We start from the raw sequence: 15,236 nt of genomic DNA on the forward strand, positions 1-15,236 counted from the left end.
GCATGGGCGAGCACGGAACACTACCGCCGGGCATCCATCGGGCGACGTTGGACGAGGTACGCTCTCGATTCGTCGATGACGCTGCCGATCACACGCGCGAGCGGCGTGGCTTGATTCTGGATGCGATCCGGATTCACATCACCCTTGTCAGACAGTTGTTCTATCGTCACGAGATCACGATTTGGCTCAGCGGCGGCTTCTGCACCTATAAAGACGACACGCCCGGCGACGGCGATTTCGCCTGTCTGGTGCCAGCTCACGCGTTGGAGCAGGTACACGGTGATGCCGCACTGCCGCTGTGGACTCTCGGCTCGGTCACCGGCACCCTCGGGCACAGTGACCTGGTTGTGCAGACAGACAAGCTGCATTGCATGGGCGGGCTCACCGACGCCCTGGTGGTGAACCGCGACAACCCATATGCCGTTGAGCGGCAACGCCGGTGGTGGTCACGGGTGATCGGCCCCGATGGTGAGATAATCGACAGTGCGACAAAGGGCTTCGTGGAGGTGATCGATCAATGACCGGTCTCGGCCACCTCTCCGGCCTCAGCGACGACGACCTGCTTCGAGCCGCCATCCGCTATGAATACGAGCATTTCCCCGACACCGCGGATTTCGCACTCGGCCAGCTGTATTCGGGCACGGTACAAGGTGATCCGGCCGCAGAACGCGTCTGGGCCGAAGAAACCGCGCCTGAACAAGTCGAGCTCGACCTGCACTTGGAGGGCGCCGGGGTGCGGGGCCATGCCACCCGCGCGGACAAACTCGCAACCTTCGTCGCCGGAGTCAACGACGCCACCAAAGCGATCGTTCGAGAGAGACTTCAACTGAACGCGCTGAATCGAAACCTTCTCATACACGGGCTCGGTCCCGGCTCGGTGCGGGTTGTGCTGCGCGCCGACGCCCCACTTGACGGAGATGCGAAGCATGTACCACTCGGCGGCACAAGCCAATTCGCCTCAAGCCCCGATTCGGAGGCGCTGCGCACAATCGCCCGGCTGTTCACCAACGCTAGCTCCAGTGCCGCCGGAGTCGGCAGCGACGTGCGTGACCTACCGATCAAAGCGCGACGAGGCCTGCTGCGCTCCACATCCGCAATGAGAACAGCTGGATGGGACATCGCCGGACAGATACGCCAGCGCGGCCTCGGATCTACCGAAGTCGCCTTCACCCAGGCCGGAGCCGCGCTGCTTGGCAGCGAACTGAAAAACTACAACTACGACAGCGAACGCGGATGGGCGATCGGCACCATCGACGGTTTCCGCCGCAGCCTCGGCAGCCTATACCTCACCCCGTCAGGCACCAAAACCCCTCTGGCGGTCAACGTCAGCGACCCCGACACCCTCGCCGCCGCCGCGCGGCTGGCCGCCGAGGAGGGAGTGGTCGTGCAGGTGCAGATCGAAACCGTGCGCGCGCTCAGCAGTGAGGAATCGACTCGCATGACAACCAGCCGCAGCCTGCTGCAGATCGAACGTGCCGCCGAATCACTGCCCTACCCCGAATAACCTTGCTGCTGTCGGGCACGCGACGCGGCGGGCGGCCGCTGCCGTTAAACCACATCGAGCGGTTCATGAGGCACATCAGCAAGTCATGGGGCAGCGCAGCCGCATTGGCCGTTACCGCAACCCTGCTCGCGGGATACGGCGGGGGGCCGCCAGGTGATGTCGCCGGTGGCGACAAGCGGCCGACCGGTGAGACGACGCTACGCGTGGTGCCCACGCCGCGCCGAAGCCCGGCTGGAGCAAGACCATCCACGCCTTCGCCGCCACGCCGGAGGGCAGGGGAGTGGCCGTGACCACGTTCTACTACGGCGCCTCGGGTGATCAGCCGCGCGCCGTTGTCGACCGCAAGCCCGCCGACATCGTCAACTTCTCGGTGGAGCCCGGTGTCACCCGACTGGTCAGGGCCGATGAGGTAGCCAAGGACTGGAACGCCGACAACATCAAGAGCATCCCATTCGGATCAAGAGCATCCCATTCGCGGGTGGGCTCTGGGATTTAACGCTTTACGGTGGCTGGCATACCACGCCCGAGGAGTGTGTGGTGGCAGTGAAGCGCTATGACCGCGACTCAGACAGCTCGAATGCGCGGCCGCGAGGACTGTATGTGCGAGGACGAGGTCTGTGAGCTGGAGCAGGTACGCCGTGCTGTCTGGTGTGTCGAGACCGTCTGACACTATCGGGCTTCGGGCCCGTCGGGCATGTGTTCCCCCTCGGGAGTCGACTCAGGTGGTGTGCCGTCTCCAAACGGCCTACCGCCTAACTCTTCCCGGCCGTGCGGCGTGAGCCAGTTTGACAGGTCAGGACCCTTCGGCACGACTTGTGTCGGATTGATATCCGTGTGCACGATGTAGTAGTGCTGCTTGGTCTGCACGAAGTCGATGGTGTCGCCAAAGCCCGGTGTCTGGAACAGATCCCGCGCGTAGGCCCACAGCGTCGGCATCTCTGTGAGTTTCGACCGATTGCATTTGAAGTGGCCGTGATATACGGAGTCAAATCGGGCCAGTGTGGTGAACAGCCGGATGTCTGCCTCGGTGATGGTGTCGCCTACGAGATAGCGTTGGGTCTGTAGGCGCTCAGAAAGCCAATCGAGTGCGCTGAATAATCGGTCGTAGGCTCTGTCGTATGCATCCTGTGAGCTCGCGAACCCGCATTGGTAGACGCCGTCGTTGACCTCGGTGTAGATGCGCTGAGCGACGTCGTCGATCTCGTCGCGCCGTCGCTCGGGATAGAGCTGGGGGGCGCCCTCGCGATGGAAATGGGTCCACTGCGTCGAGAAGTCCACGGTCATTTGGGCGAAGTCGTTGGTGACCACTGCGCCCGTCGGCGCGTCCACGATCGCGGGCACCGTGACTCCCTTCGGATAGTCCGGTATGCGCTTGTTGTATGCGTCGCGTAAGAAATGGATCTTCAGCACTGGGTCGAGGCCACCTGGGTCGAGGTCGAAGGTCCAGCTGCGTGTATCGTGCGTTGGTCCGCAAAAGCCAATAGACAGAACCTTTTCCAGGCCGAGCAGTCGTCGCACAATGATCGTGCGGTTGGCCCACGGACAGGCCCGCGCGACGATCAGGCGGTAGCGGCCTGGTTCGACGGGATAGCCGTCGCGGCCGTCAGCGGTGATGCGGCTGCTGATGTAGTTGGTGTCGCGATTGAATTCGCCGGCCGCGGCGACATAGCTCATGGTTTACTCGTCCTTTTCAAGGGGTTACCCGATCTGGAATCGTGTGGGATTGATGTGGCCGTAGGTTTAGACGAGGGGTGCCGGTCAGGGTTTCGACCTGCAATCGGTTAGCCACCTCCGGCGTCCAAAGAGCGTCTTCGACCGATTGGGTATTAATGCCCATCAACACATCTCACGTTTTTACCTAGAACATTGGTGTAGCTCGCATGCGCTGCGCTCCACGTCGGATCGATCAGTCACCACCGCGTGGGATGAGCAAGTCCTGCCACGCGCGCGGCCGCCCGTCCCGAGCGAGATCGGTCTGCGTGTACTGCTTACCGTCGGGCCCGGTGTACGTGCCGGTTGCGGGGTCATACTGGGCGACCGCGATGGGTGGCGGTGCGGGGGGACCGGCTGGTGGCGGCGTCCCCGGCGGCTGCTGGGGTACCGACTGGCCGGACAGCGTGGCATTCGGGTCGCCCTTCCAGTTGTAGCCGTCGTTGAGAGGCACATAGTCCTCGTCGCTCTCGCACAACTTGACGGTGGGTGCACGCTTGCCTGGGCGTGTGATGCATGGGGCGTTACGCGCACCGCGCACGTCCAACGCCGAGTCTTGCGGCACCCGGCAGTACATGTCGCCCGCCGGCCGTTCGGGATAGTCCACTTCGCTGGGCGAGCGTACCTGTTGAGCGGGGAGGAAACCGGTGGTGCACGGCGGAGGGAGGTTGGCGTTGAGGTTGAACGACAGGAACAGTCCCTTGTAGTCCTGCTTGGTATCGCGGTTGGCGAGTTGGGCCGCCTGGAGCATTTCGATGTCCTTGGGGAACAGGACAAGGATCTGTTCGAGACTGGGTTGGTAGGTGACTGCCACCTGTTCGAGGTTGACGAGGTTGGCCAGGACCACGGGCAGCGTGGGTTTGAGCCGGTCAATCAGCTGGCGTGCTTCGGTTGTTGCGGCAGGCCCTCTGTCCAGCACGCCTTTCAGCGCGGGATCCTGTTCTTGCAGTTGGCGGGTGACCTCAGCGACGTTGGCCGCCCAGGCCCGGATCGAGTCCGAGGAGTTGATCTGACTGTCCAGCACGGGCTTGGATTGATCGATCACGGTGGTCAGCGAGTCGAGGTTTGCGCGCGCATCGGCGGCAAGGGTAGTTGCCCCCTTGACGATGCGCGCCAGTTCTGGCCCTAATCCTCCTATCGCCGTGTAGGACTCGTCGATCACAGTCTTGAGATCGCCGTGGGGGATGGCTTGCAGTCCGGCGTTGGTCTGAGCCAGCAGGGTGTTGATATCGGGGGGCAGCGTTGCGTGGTCGGCAGGTATGACGTCACCGTCCTTGAGCTTGGGGCCGTCGCCGGAGCGGGGGACGAGCTCGATGAACAACTCGCCGACAGCTGTCTGACTGTGCACATTGGCGTCGACGTTGGCGGGAATCTTGGTGTCAGACTTCAATGACAGCACCGCGTCGACTCCGCCGCCGTTGAGCCGAACGTCCTCAACGCGGCCGACTTCAACCCCGCGGTAGGTGACGTTGCCGTCTTTGTACAGCCCCCCAGACGATGGCAGGTTCACCGTCACCTGGTAGTGGCCGATTCCGAACAGCGCCTTGGGCAGGTCGAGGTATCCGATGGCCATCGTGCCTCCGGCGACGACTGCGACGACGGAGAAGACCGACAGTTGGCGTCTGACCAGCTTGCTGAGATACACGGTTACGGTCCCTGGTTGTAGCGGTAGGGCGCCAGTAGGGGGTTACCGGCGCCGTTGGGCGGCGCACTGTTGGTGCACGGACTGGGCAGCTGGCCAATGGTTCGGCCCCACTGCATCTCCAGCCATGTCAGATCGCATTCCCATCTGGTTCCGGTGAAGATGGAGCTGTCGATCCGGCTCAGCGTCAGGTCGACGACCAGACTCACGTTGGCGTAGTCGCCGCGGAACCACTTGGTCAAGGTGGATTTCGGGAACGGGAACGTGGGTATCAGGTCCAACGCATGTGTCAGCGCCGGGCCGGCGTTGGCCAGTGATTCCAGCACCGGCCCAAGGTCTTTGAGTTCCTGGACCAACGGTGCTTTGGTCTTGTTGACCGAATCGGCAGCCAGCGCGCTGAATTTGCCCAACTGGTCGACCGCGTCGATGAGATTCTCCCGTTCTCGATTGACCACCGCCAGGGCGTCGGGGATTGTGTCAAGGCCCTTGTCGAGAACCGGCTTCTGCTCGGCGAATTGGCCCAGCAGGCGGTTGAGACTGTCGCTGGCCGCGATGATGTCGCCGGTTTGATCGTTGACCCGGGTGACGAATGTGTTCAACTGATCCATCAGGCTGCGGAGGTCTCCCTCCCGCCCGGATAACGCGGTGCTCAGCGCGGTGGTGATGTCCTGTACCTTGGCGATACCTCCGCCATTGAGCAGCAACGAGGCGGTCGCCAGTGTCTGCTCGGTCGATGGGTAGGCCTTTCCCGATGACAGCGGTATCAGCGAGCCCTGATGAAGCCTGCCCTCAGGCGCTTCGTCGGTCGGCGGCGCCAGCTCGATGTGCAGCGATCCCAGCAATGCCGTCTGGCCCAGTGTCACTGTCGAATTGGCGGGTAGCGTGACATCGCCGTTGAGCTTCATGGTCACCAGCGCGTGCCAATCCTGGCGCTCGATTTTGGTGACTGTGCCCACCGTGACGTCACCGACGCGCACGCGTGAATTGGGCTGGATGTTGTTCACATCAGGCATCTGCGCCTGGATGGTGTAAGCCCCGGGCCCACCGCCTTCGGTTCCGGGGAGTGGCAGGGAATTCAGCCCTCGCCACCCACAGCCTGCGACCGCGGTGGCCGCCAGGATGCACGTCAGGACAGCGGCCGGTATCCGTCGCCAGCTGCGCATCGTCATGACCCCGTCCCCGCAGGCAGCATCATTCCCGCCAGCCCGGCTGCCGGGTCGGTGGTCTGCGGCGCCGGCCCGCCGACTATGGCCGCCGCATCTGTGGGTGCTGCCTGTTCGGCGGCCAACGGGGGGCCGGGTGGGGCGGGCGGCGCAGCTGGAGCCGGTTGCGGCGGAACGTAATCCGGGCGCATCCAGTCCTCGCTGTAGGAGATCTCGTTCGGGCGTGCCGTGGCGCCGACGAACGGGTTGAAGCCAAGCGGCGGGAAGTTGTACTGGCGGTTTTTCACGATCGGCGCCAGGTACTGCACGCACAGCTTCGCCGACTGTTCGGCACCCAGGCGTGATGCCGCCTGAATGGCGCCGCACAGGAAATTGATGGGGTCGGCGAAGTTGTTGACCGCGGCGATGCCGGTGAGGCTGCCTTGTGCGGGCTGATAGAGGTTGGCGGCGTTGGCCGCCGTCGTCGGCAGGATATGCAGGAGCTGTTTGATGTCGTCCAGGCTCTCGTTCAGAGCAGTCGAAACCGATGCGAGTTTGTCGGAGGTGGTGCCCAGCGCTTCGCGGTTGTCTGCAACGAAACTGCTGACCTTGCCGACCACATCATTGAGGTCTTTGACGGCGCCGGCGACCTCGCCGGGCTCGTCCGCGAGCAGTCCGGTGACCGAAGCGAGGTTTCCGTTGAGGGTCTCGAGCAGTCCGGCGCTGTCCTTCAGCGCGGTCACCAGCGTTGCGATGTTCTTGACGCTGGTGAAGATGTCGCCGCTGTGATCGCCGAGCGCCGAAAGTGCCTGGGACAGTTTGATGACCGCGTCCCGGATCGCTGGGCCCTGACCGCGGAGATTGTCCGCGGCGGTGTGAACCAACGCTCCCAAGGTGCTGCTGCCGCCAGGCTCGGTGGGCTGCAACGCCTGGGTGAGGCGTTCAAGCTGAACGCGGACGTCGTCCCATTCCACCGGAACCGCGGTGCGCTCCTGGGGGATGACCGCGTCGTTCTGCAGGGTGGCGCCGCCGGTGTAGGGCGGGGTGAGTTGGACGGCACGTGCGGTCACCAACGTCGGCGATACGATCACGGCCTTGGCGTCGGCGGGAACCGCGTACTCGCTGTCCAGCCAGAAGCTGATTTTCACCCGGGTGGGTTCTGGCTCGATCTTGTCGATCTTGCCGACGTTGACACCACGGATGCGGACATCGTCACCGGGGAAGATGCCGTTGCTGTTGTCGAAATAGGCAACGACATGCGTGCGATTCGAAGCTCGAATGAATTGCACGACAACGTATCCCCCGACCACGACGAGGACGACCAGCGCCGCCGTCAGCGCTGCCTTGACTCTGCGGTTATTGATCATTGCCCGCCTCACTGGAGGCCGTCGGTTCGCCGGGTGCGGGTACGAACACCGGGCTTGGCGTCGGCGGCGTTGATGCGTTGGGATCGGGTACCTGCTTCGCCGGTGGACCGGGAGGTGGACCGCCAGGCGCAGGCGCGGGTGACGGCTCCCGGTAGGGATAGCAGCCGGGACCAGGTAGCGCAATTGCGGGCGGACCACATGCCTGGTCGCCGGGGTTTCCGGTGATCGCGTCGGGCAGCGTCATCCGCGGTTCGCCAGCCTGCCCGGTGCGCGGGTAGGGCGCCGGAAGAGCCGGGGTTCCCGGCTGACCCGTCTGCGGGTCGGTGCGTTGCGACGGCAGCAGGACGTTGGGGTCCAACCCGAGGTCGGAGAATGCGGAGTCGACAAATGGCTGAATGAATTGGCCTGGAATGAGATTGGCGATGTAGGCCTTGAAGAAGGGCCCCCCGGACAACACCTCGCCGAAACTCATCGCATAGGAGTTCAGTCCCTTGATCGACTGCTGGATCTCAGCTTTTCGGTTGTCCAGCGTCGCCAGTACGCCGTTGAGTTTGTCCAACGCGGGTTTGAGGGTCGCCCCCTCTCCCACCACATCCTCAGCACAAGTGACGAGAAACCCCTCCACCGTCATCACCTGACGAGACGTCCAACACCAGGCCATGTGGGGGGCCGCGCAGTTAGGTCGTTGGAAGTGGCATGACCCTGACGTGCACGTACCGCTGCTTGTCGACAATGACACCCGGTTGTGGGTCTACAGCCCATCCACTCTGACATGCAGTGATCCGGCGGCGATGATCGGCCATTGCGATCAGGCGCAGGGCTCGAATCGATCCTTTTATAACCACTACCGCAGCGCAGGCGGACGCAACGGGCACTTTGACATTGCCCAGGGTGGGCAACACGACTGGAACAGCTGGGCTCCCCAGCTGGCAGCCATGGCCCCCGACATGACCGCTACCATCCGATGACCATCGATCGCAACCGGGCGGCCCAAGTACTCCGGCGCGGACGAACTCCGGCCGCCACTACCGCAGGTGCGCTCGCCACGATTCTCACATGCGCGGCGCCGTCTACGGCACGCGCCGACACCGATAATCCGTGTTCGTTGGCGGCGACGTTCTTGTGCCAGTTCATACCAATCGTTCCGGAACTGGAGGACGACGTGGATCTGACTCAGGAAGAGCCACATATGCCGGTGGTCGTCCCCGGATCGGCGACACCATCGGCATCGCCGATGTGGCTCACGGGTGAGCACACAAGGCAACTGGTGGTAAGGCGGTTGAGGATAGGCGCCATGCACGAAGGGATGTCCGGTGGGTATTGATGTTTCGGTTGAGGGGTTGACGAAGTCGTTTGGGGCCCAGCGAATTTGGGAAGACGTCACGATGGAGATCCCCGCCGGTGAGGTCAGCGTCCTGCTGGGCTCGGGTACCGGTAAATCGGTGTACTTGAAGTCTTTGATCGGTCTGCTGCGCCCCGAGCGCGGCAAGATCATCGTCGACGGCACCAACATCATCGAGTGCTCGGCCAAGGAGCTCTACGACATCCGCACACTGTTCGGCGTCATGTTCCAGGACGGCGCGCTGTTCGGTTCGATGAGCCTGTATGACAACACCGCGTTCCCGTTGCGTGAGCACACCAAGAAGAAGGAAAGCGAGCTCCGCAACATCGTCATGGAGGAGCATGAACCACCAGGATCCTTCCCAACCCGGGGAACTCGATGTCGATCAGATATCTCGAGCCATGGACGCTCGACTTAATGCGTGATCCGTCGACGGTGCGGAATGGAGGAACCGATGGTCGGTTAGGCATGTGCCGACCCCTGGCGAGAACGTTGCGGTCACTGAATCATTCATCACCTCGTCGACCGCGCGGGTCGCGACCATGGGGTCAGCGCTTGGTCTGTTGTTGGACTTGCACTTTCGAAAGTATGGGAAAGTATTATGCCGAAATTCTCCGAGAAGACTGTGATCATCACGGGTGGCGCCGCGGGCATCGGTCTCGCCGCTGCTAAACTATACGCCGCCCAGGGGGCCAACGTTCTTATCACCGGCCGCCGACAGGACAGACTCGACGACATCGCACGCGATGACCGAGCCATCGTGGGGCTCGTCGCCGATGCTGGCGATGCTGACGACGTTTATCGGACCATCGATTTCGCGATGGCGCGGTGGGGGCGCCTAGACGTCATCGTGAACAACGCCGGAGCGGGCGTCCTCGCCGCGCTCGCCGACGTTTCGATCGAAGCAATATTCAACACATTCCGAATCAACGTGATCGGCCCTACTCTCATGGCTAAGGCGGCCCTTCCGCATCTGGCCCGATCACACGGCAGCATCATCAATGTGTCCAGTACATACGGGTCGAAACCTGCTGCTGGCTTGTCTCACTATGCGGCAAGTAAAGCCGCGGTCGAGCATCTCACGCGCTGCTGGGCGCTTGAACTGGCCTCCACAGGCATCCGGGTGAATGCGATCGCATCGGGGCCTGTCGAAACGGCATTTCTAAAGGAAAGGATGGGACTCAGCGAGGACGCGATAAAGGAAGTCAAAGCCCTGGAGACGGCAACCATTCCGCTGGGGCGGCGCGGCGTCCCCGACGACGTCGCAGCCTGGATCATCAAGCTGACCGATCCCGGTTCGGACTGGGTCACCGGTCAAGTTCTCGCCGTGGACGGCGGCCTCGCCGTCACATAGCTCCTCGTCACGGCTCCTTTTCGTACTCCACTATTGATTAAACCTTTGCACCCGAGTCCTATGACCGCGGCCCTGGCACGGCGAGTCGGTCGCGCTCGCTTCGAACAGCACAACACCTTCGAAGACTTCGACTTCACCCTCAGCCCCAAGCTGCCCGCCGCGATGCTCGATCTCCGCTGGGAGCTTACAGGTCACCGGGTTGGCAGTGTGCCCGGCGCGGCGCGGACGTCGTTGATGTAGTCGCCGAGTGTGAGCTCGAGTGGGCCGGGCTGTTGGAAGCCGTCTTTGAGTGCTTGGGCGATGATCGATGCGGCGGCGGGGCGCGCAAAGGCCCCGATGAGTGTGTCCATTTCGGAGAGCAGGGTCGCGTCGGCAGGTAGTGACGCGTTGTTCACGAACCGTTTGATGTCGGCGAGGGCGAGCAGGTCGAAGCGTGACACCCGATGTGCGAATGCGTCGACGAATGCGTCGAATTCGGCATCGGGGATGGCCCTGTTGACGTATCCGTAGCGCTCGGCCAGCTCACCGGTGAAATCGTGGCCGCCGAGGAGGATCTCCAGGGCCCGTCCGCGGCCGACTATCGTGGGTAGCCGGCTGGATGGACCACCGCCTGGGATGGCGGCGAAGCCGACTTCGAATTGTCCGAGGATCGCCCGTTCGCGGCTGGCGAAGCGGATGTCGGTGGCCAGCGCTAGCTCGCTGCCGGCGGCACGCGCTCGGCCGCGGATGGCGCTGATCGTCACGGCTGGCAATTTGCTGATCCGGATCAGCAGATTGGTCCAGTGATGAAACGGCGAGGGCGCGGTGGGCAGCGCCGTGAGTGGTGAGGGGTCGGCTGCGACGTCAACGTGGTTAAGGAAGAAGTCGGGGTTGGCGCTTTCGAACACGATGACGGCAACGTGGTGGTCTTGTTCGATTTCGGTGAGGAGTTGGTGAAGTTCGACGACCATCAGCGGGTCGACGAGGTTGATGGGCGGGTTGTCGAACGTGACCCGCCACAGTGCAGGGGTGGTGCGTGTGACGCTGAAGCGTGGCGAAGTGTCGGCTTGGGTGCTCATCGCGTTTCCTTGGGGTTGTGGGTGAAGTCCTGCGCGCCCGGTGGGCGTTGTTGATGGCGATCACTGTTGGCGTGCGGTGGCGAGTATTTCGTCCACCGTCCATTGGTCGTAGGCGTGGCTGCCGTACTTGGCGGCGAGGATTCGTCCATCGGGCCCGATGAGCAGATCGGCGGGCAGTCCGAGGTTGCCGTTGGTCGGTGAGGCGGGCAGTGGTGAGCGGCGTTTGGCGATCGCGGTCTTGATGGCGTGCCAGTATCCGCCGGGCAGCGCGCGCCAGGCCGCGAGTCTGAGGGCTTTTGTCGAGGCTTCCACCCCGAATCGGCGGTAGAGATCCTTGTCGGGGTCGCCGACCACCGCAAAGGGCATATCGTCTTGGTATTTGCGCAGCTCGGCGGCGGTGGAGTGGAACACCACCACTTCGCGGATGCCTGCGGTGTTGATCTCCTCGATTCGTCCGCTGATCGAGCGCAGGTGCAGATTGCATACCGGGCAGCCTGCGAAACGCCGGAACTGCAGGTGCGTTAGCGCGCCCGTGGGGTCGGGAATCTGTACGGGTTCGTCGTTGAGTCCCCTAAGCAGCAGGGTGGGGAACTGCTCGCCGACAGTGACGCGCTTGGATCGTGCTGGGGCCGTGCGGGCCATGATGATCTCCTTCTACTGATGGGCCGATGGTCAGGTCGGGCGAGCAGATGCCCACCGTCGACGATCAATTCGGTGCCGGCGGGCGTTCACTCGCCTCGTCGGCTCGTAGTGTGCCGGGCGGGGAGTTCGTTGGGGGGCCGGAGGGTCCACGCCCGCGTCGTCGTCGTCGACCACGTTCGGACCCGGCCCCTTTCCGCTAGGGCCACACCGCACTTCGATGTGTCTTGCCCCGATGTGTTGCTTTGGTTGCGGTGCTCATCCGGCTTCCGTTGGGTTGTGGGTGAAGTCCAGCGTGTGCTGGTTGGCGTTGTCGATCGCGATGACAAAGCACACGCGTCCGGGGCCGCGGCTCGGGAAGGCGGCGCCGGTGTATTTGATTGAGATCGGGTCCATGTAGTGGCAGGCGGCGTCGTCGCGGACTGCGATGACCCTGCCCTGCAGGGCGGCCATCCGGTAGGGGTTGTCGAACGCGGTGATCGACAGGCCGACGCGAGGGTCGCGGCGCATGTCCTTGGCCTTCGGGGCCTTGGCATGGGTGCAGATCAGGACGTTGTCGTCCTCGCGCGCGACCCACACCACCCAATTGCGGGGATGACCGCCGGCCGAAACTGTGGACAGGTGCGCGTAATTCGGTCCGTCAATAAGCACCCGGATGCTGGCCGGGATCGGGCTCGACATCCTCACCGCCCGCGCCGCTTGGCCGGGGAAGAGGCGGCGGGCACCAGGCGGCTCGGCTGCATGTGTTCCGTCGGGCTGGTCTGGCGGCACGGCAGCGGCCTGCAGCGGTGTGCGGCGTTGCTCATCGCGCGTCGGGGTGCTCGGACAGGTACCGGACGAAACCGATGACGTCGTCGGCAACCAGCCGCCCGATGGCCCCGCTCGAGTACACCGCGAGCCGCACCGTCCCATCAGGTGCCAGCACGAAGCCCGTCGATTGCAGATAACGGGGATGGTCGTTGACGTAGGCACCCGTCGCCGCAGCGATCGCGTCGGCGTCGGCGCTATGGCCAACCGGGAAACGCAGCTTGTGCTTGGCGACCAGCGCAGCCGAGGTCTGCTCATCATCCACCGACAAGGCGATCACCTTGACGTTGAGTTCACTGAGCGTGTCGAGCGCGCGGGAGAACCCGGCCAGCTGGGCATTGCAGTATGGGCACCACGACCCGCGGTAGATCAAGATGACGCCGTAGGACCCGGCGAGATCGCCGGGCAGGGAGATCGTGGCGCCGCCGACGGCGGGAACCTCGATCCGGGGAAACAGCTGACCATAATCGAGTCGGGACATCGGCATCCTTCCGAGGGGTTGGGTGGACTACTCGGTCCATCATGATGACATAGGAGTGGACTGGCAAGTCCAGTGTCGGTAGGCTGCGGTCATGGTGTCAACGGAGGGCCCTGCTGGTTCGCGGCTGACGGCTCGCGGCGCGGCGACTAGAGCCCGCATCGTCGCGGCGGCGGCGTCGCTGGTGCAGGAGCACGGGGTGGCCGGAACCAGCCTGGACGATGTCATGGCCGTCACCGCCACCAGCAAGTCGCAGCTGTATCACTACTTCGCCAACAAGGACGCGCTCATTCGCGAGGTGATCACCATCCAGCTCGGCCGCGTGATCGCCGCCCAGGAGCCCGACCTTCGCGAGGTCTCGTCGTGGGAGGGTCTGCAGCGCTGGTGTGATCACCTCGTTGCCATGACCCGCGCGAGGCAGGGTGTCGGCGGCTGCCCCCTTGGCTCGCTGGTCGGTGAACTCGCTGAGCGATCCGAGACTGCGCGACACGTGCTCGCGCAGTGCTTTGCCGAATGGGAATCGTATCTGTCCGCGGGCTTTGTGGCCATGCGCGACAACGGCGAACTGGCCGCCGAGGCCGACCCGGCCGAGCTCGCGTTGACAATGATGAGCGCGCTGCAAGGCGGTCTGCTGATGGCGCAGACCATGCGCAGCGCCCGCCCCGTCGAACTCGCCCTGAACATGGCGCTCGGGCACGTCAGTGCTTACCGGCGCAACCCATAGGCGCGACGGCGCTGATCAGCCAGCAGCCTGCGACTCAGTCGACGTCAGCTCGCCGGCAGGGCGGCCCCACCCGAGAGGCTGGTTCGGATCGGCAGCGACGCCACGGCCAACCCGACGCTGTTGTGCCGCGACCGTCTTGGATGGATAGGTGCGGCTCAACGGGCTGAGATCGCGAGGATGCGTTCGGCGTTGGCGTGGGCGATCTTTGCCCGGTCACCGGCACTGAGCGTTGTTCGCTGCAGCCGGGCGACGGCCTCTTGCGAGGACTCATACGGGTAGTCCACGGAAAACATGACAGCATCGGCGCCCACCTCCAGCACCGCCCCGGTCAGGGTCGCCGGCGAGAACACCCCGCTGGTGGTGAACACGATGTTGGTGCCGATGTAGGCCGATGGTGGTTGCTTGAGCGGTGTGCCGGGTTGGATGGTGCGGACACGCGAGTCGAGCCTGCTGCGCTGCAACGGCAAGAACGCGCCCATGTGGCCCAAGATCAGGGTGGCCGAAGGGATGGCGGTCGGAAAACTCCGGCGAAGAGTATCCGCAGGGCGTGGCCGCTGACCGCGGCGCCCCAACTCCCCGTCGGGCCATACAGTTCGCGCCGACCGTCCAGGGCATGCCACCGATCGGCCGGCGGGGCGCCCGGGTGCAGATACAGCGCTACGCCCAGCGCTTCCAAGGCGGCCCAAACCTCGTCGTACTCGGGTGCATCCAGGCAGTGTCCGCCCGGTCTGTGGATGCAGTCATTGACCAGCGCCCCGGACAACCCGAGCTGTCGCACGCAGCGTTCCAGCTCGACCGCCGCCCCGGCCGGGTCCTGCAGCGGCAAGGCCGCAAAACCGCGGAACCCAAGGGTGTAATTTCATCGTTTCGGCGCCGATTCCGTCTGAAGTCCTCACGCCCAACGGCTGTGTCGCCGCCGTGGTGGTGACTGCTGGGGCCGAAAGTACTGGCGCTCCTAAAATCCTTAGCGGTCGGGCGCGATGCGCTGATTGTGCCGTCGGCGCTGGCGAGTTGGCGGCGTGCACATTTTTGAACGAACAGCGGATGAGGTCGCACAGGGGGCTGGTGTCCAAGCGGGCGTAAGCATGTTTGGTCGCGGCCGACAGGCCGATCTTGCAGACAGCATGGCTTTTCGGCAGTCGAAGACGGCGACAGAGCGTCCGGGTTCGCAAACGGCGACGGCCAGCTGCAGGAGCGCGGCGCGAAGGACTTTAACGTGGTCGCCTATTCCCCCCTGCACGGGGCAACGCCGCGGCATCCCGATTCCGAGACCAATCTCCTTGTGCCGCTAGACCATACCGCGGCTGCCGCGAAGTCCAGTATCCACCGTGTCATCGGCGTCACCGTCACGATGTGCACGTCCGATTCGGATATCGAACTGGCACAGGCGTTCTGTTCACACCGCATCCCACTCGAAGCCACTGTGATGATGGTCAGCGGACGGCGGACGTTCGCGCTCAGCTGAAGGA

The 15,236-nt window shown here is 63.9% G+C and carries 15 protein-coding genes and 6 pseudogenes; 10 read left to right on the forward strand and 11 right to left on the reverse strand.

From position 1 onward, the window contains the following. Nucleotides 1-2 precede the first annotated feature (2 nt). From CSQ99_RS15800 to CSQ99_RS31890, 4 genes and pseudogenes are all read left to right on the forward strand, one after another. Complete coding sequence (locus CSQ99_RS15800) at nucleotides 3-521, forward strand: DUF6932 family protein (protein WP_023363485.1); 519 nt, start codon at nucleotides 3-5, stop codon at nucleotides 519-521. Then, entirely contained in the window at nucleotides 518-1,504 is a 987-nt protein-coding gene (locus CSQ99_RS15805) for a hypothetical protein (protein ID WP_023363483.1), read from the forward strand. The genes CSQ99_RS15800 and CSQ99_RS15805 overlap by 4 nt, the downstream gene beginning before the upstream one ends. 65 nt (nucleotides 1,505-1,569) lie before the next feature. Then, a pseudogene (locus tag CSQ99_RS15810) lies at nucleotides 1,570-1,973 on the forward strand (sulfate ABC transporter substrate-binding protein); the annotation flags it as partial. Continuing rightward, nucleotides 1,970-2,125 carry a deazapurine DNA modification protein DpdA family protein gene (locus CSQ99_RS31890; protein WP_418887908.1) on the forward strand — a complete coding sequence of 52 codons (156 nt, stop codon included), beginning with the start codon at nucleotides 1,970-1,972 and terminating at the stop codon, nucleotides 2,123-2,125. The pseudogene CSQ99_RS15810 and the gene CSQ99_RS31890, both read left to right, overlap by 4 nt. A 48-nt stretch (nucleotides 2,126-2,173) precedes the next feature. Here CSQ99_RS31890 and CSQ99_RS15815 read toward each other — a convergent pair whose 3' ends face one another. The 5 genes and pseudogenes from CSQ99_RS15815 to CSQ99_RS15835 form a co-directional block, all read right to left on the reverse strand. Continuing rightward, nucleotides 2,174-3,178, reverse strand: coding sequence for a glutathione S-transferase family protein (locus CSQ99_RS15815; protein WP_023363479.1), 1,005 nt, complete (start codon nucleotides 3,176-3,178; stop codon nucleotides 2,174-2,176). Nucleotides 3,179-3,410: 232 nt separating this feature from the next. After that, nucleotides 3,411-4,859: an MCE family protein gene (locus CSQ99_RS15820; RefSeq protein WP_023363477.1), complete on the reverse strand. Its 1,449-nt coding sequence runs from the start codon at nucleotides 4,857-4,859 to the stop codon at nucleotides 3,411-3,413. Between the two features lie 2 nt (nucleotides 4,860-4,861). Continuing rightward, nucleotides 4,862-6,019 (reverse strand): virulence factor Mce family protein, encoded by a 1,158-nt coding sequence (locus CSQ99_RS15825; RefSeq protein WP_079457956.1) that lies wholly within the window; start codon nucleotides 6,017-6,019, stop codon nucleotides 4,862-4,864. 2 nt (nucleotides 6,020-6,021) lie between these two features. After that, nucleotides 6,022-7,365 (reverse strand): MCE family protein, encoded by a 1,344-nt coding sequence (locus CSQ99_RS15830; RefSeq protein ID WP_023363473.1) that lies wholly within the window; start codon nucleotides 7,363-7,365, stop codon nucleotides 6,022-6,024. Then, nucleotides 7,355-7,939, reverse strand: a pseudogene (locus tag CSQ99_RS15835) (mammalian cell entry protein); the annotation flags it as partial. The pseudogene CSQ99_RS15835 and the gene CSQ99_RS15830, both read right to left, overlap by 11 nt. Before the next feature lie 70 nt (nucleotides 7,940-8,009). Between CSQ99_RS15835 and CSQ99_RS15840 the strand changes: the two are divergent. The 4 genes and pseudogenes from CSQ99_RS15840 to CSQ99_RS31895 form a co-directional block, all read left to right on the forward strand. Continuing rightward, nucleotides 8,010-8,333, forward strand: a pseudogene (locus CSQ99_RS15840) (alpha/beta hydrolase-fold protein); the annotation flags it as partial. A gap of 345 nt (nucleotides 8,334-8,678) precedes the next feature. Next, a pseudogene (locus CSQ99_RS15845) lies at nucleotides 8,679-9,062 on the forward strand (ATP-binding cassette domain-containing protein); the annotation flags it as partial. 246 nt (nucleotides 9,063-9,308) lie between these two features. Further along, the gene (locus CSQ99_RS15850; RefSeq protein ID WP_023363468.1) at nucleotides 9,309-10,061 is read left to right on the forward strand and encodes an SDR family NAD(P)-dependent oxidoreductase; all 753 of its coding nucleotides are present in this window, start codon (nucleotides 9,309-9,311) and stop codon (nucleotides 10,059-10,061) included. 63 nt (nucleotides 10,062-10,124) lie between these two features. After that, nucleotides 10,125-10,262 (forward strand): annotated as a pseudogene (locus tag CSQ99_RS31895) (ATP-binding protein); the annotation flags it as partial. Here CSQ99_RS31895 and CSQ99_RS15860 read toward each other — a convergent pair. The 4 genes from CSQ99_RS15860 to CSQ99_RS15875 all read right to left on the reverse strand — a co-directional run bounded on the left by CSQ99_RS15860 (nucleotide 10,253) and on the right by CSQ99_RS15875 (nucleotide 13,046). Further along, the gene (locus tag CSQ99_RS15860) at nucleotides 10,253-11,119 is read right to left on the reverse strand and encodes an enoyl-CoA hydratase/isomerase family protein (protein ID WP_023363464.1); all 867 of its coding nucleotides are present in this window, start codon (nucleotides 11,117-11,119) and stop codon (nucleotides 10,253-10,255) included. The pseudogene CSQ99_RS31895 and the gene CSQ99_RS15860 overlap by 10 nt on opposite strands. A 60-nt stretch (nucleotides 11,120-11,179) precedes the next feature. Further along, nucleotides 11,180-11,761, reverse strand: coding sequence for a peroxiredoxin-like family protein (locus CSQ99_RS15865; RefSeq protein WP_023363462.1), 582 nt, complete (start codon nucleotides 11,759-11,761; stop codon nucleotides 11,180-11,182). A gap of 255 nt (nucleotides 11,762-12,016) precedes the next feature. Continuing rightward, complete coding sequence (locus CSQ99_RS31010; protein ID WP_218014593.1) at nucleotides 12,017-12,529, reverse strand: pyridoxamine 5'-phosphate oxidase family protein; 513 nt, start codon at nucleotides 12,527-12,529, stop codon at nucleotides 12,017-12,019. 31 nt (nucleotides 12,530-12,560) lie between these two features. Next, the gene (locus tag CSQ99_RS15875; RefSeq protein ID WP_033718792.1) at nucleotides 12,561-13,046 is read right to left on the reverse strand and encodes a peroxiredoxin family protein; all 486 of its coding nucleotides are present in this window, start codon (nucleotides 13,044-13,046) and stop codon (nucleotides 12,561-12,563) included. Nucleotides 13,047-13,137: 91 nt separating this feature from the next. On the opposite strand from CSQ99_RS15875, the gene CSQ99_RS15880 reads away from it, so the two are divergent. Further along, complete coding sequence (locus CSQ99_RS15880; RefSeq protein ID WP_023363456.1) at nucleotides 13,138-13,767, forward strand: TetR/AcrR family transcriptional regulator; 630 nt, start codon at nucleotides 13,138-13,140, stop codon at nucleotides 13,765-13,767. Nucleotides 13,768-13,922: 155 nt separating this feature from the next. On the opposite strand, the gene CSQ99_RS31685 is transcribed toward CSQ99_RS15880, so the two are convergent. After that, on the reverse strand, nucleotides 13,923-14,246 hold the full coding sequence (locus CSQ99_RS31685; RefSeq protein WP_023363454.1) for an amidohydrolase family protein: 324 nt from the start codon (nucleotides 14,244-14,246) through the stop codon (nucleotides 13,923-13,925). 11 nt (nucleotides 14,247-14,257) lie between these two features. Next, nucleotides 14,258-14,605 (reverse strand): annotated as a pseudogene (locus CSQ99_RS31690) (amidohydrolase family protein); the annotation flags it as partial. Between the two features lie 378 nt (nucleotides 14,606-14,983). On the opposite strand from CSQ99_RS31690, the gene CSQ99_RS15895 reads away from it, so the two are divergent. After that, nucleotides 14,984-15,232 carry a hypothetical protein gene (locus tag CSQ99_RS15895; RefSeq protein ID WP_023363451.1) on the forward strand — a complete coding sequence of 83 codons (249 nt, stop codon included), beginning with the start codon at nucleotides 14,984-14,986 and terminating at the stop codon, nucleotides 15,230-15,232. Nucleotides 15,233-15,236: the final 4 nt, after the last annotated feature.

The organism is Mycobacterium neglectum (assembly GCF_002591975.1).
GTDB classification, from domain to species: Bacteria; Actinomycetota; Actinomycetes; order Mycobacteriales; family Mycobacteriaceae; genus Mycobacterium; species Mycobacterium neglectum.